The organism is Stutzerimonas nitrititolerans (genome assembly GCF_003696285.1).
GTDB lineage: Bacteria > Pseudomonadota > Gammaproteobacteria > Pseudomonadales > Pseudomonadaceae > Stutzerimonas > Stutzerimonas nitrititolerans.
This window is the reverse complement of record NZ_RFFL01000085.1, coordinates 1-416: the sequence shown is the minus strand read 5'-3', so window position 1 is coordinate 416 and position 416 is coordinate 1. Positions and strand designations below refer to the sequence as shown.

The following is a 416-nucleotide window of genomic DNA, read 5'->3' as shown; positions in this document are numbered from 1 at the left end:
CCTCCCGCTGTATGGTGAGGTGACCCAATCAAGGAGGATATATGGGAAATCTCATCATCAATCGCAAGCCAGGCCAGCGGATATTCCTGTCGCCAGAAACCGAAGCGGATGCGGCCGAGCTGTATCGTCAGCTCACAGAGGAGGGCATCTGGCTTGAGCTGTATCACAGTCGAACGCCCGGCCAGATCGTGGTTTGCATCACTGCGCCGCCCGCGGTCAATGTGGCGCGGGAGGAGCTGCTGCAAGCGAACGATGGGCGCAGCTAACCCCTTCACCGTGGACGATAGGGGTATGATGCGGCGCTTTGCTTGGGGGATTTATGCTGCTGTTACGCATGAAAGGCGGAGTGACATACACGCTCGATCGCCAGGTCGGTAACTCAGGCAAGCATGGTATTTGGGAATTCCATCGATCCG

At 57.5% G+C, this 416-nt stretch carries 1 protein-coding gene; it reads left to right on the top strand.

Annotated elements, in window-relative coordinates; all coding sequences use genetic code 11:
- Positions 1–41: 41 nt before the first annotated feature.
- On the top strand, positions 42–266 hold the full coding sequence (locus EA795_RS20810; RefSeq protein ID WP_122079254.1) for a hypothetical protein: 225 nt from the start codon (positions 42–44) through the stop codon (positions 264–266).
- Positions 267–416 lie beyond the last annotated feature (150 nt).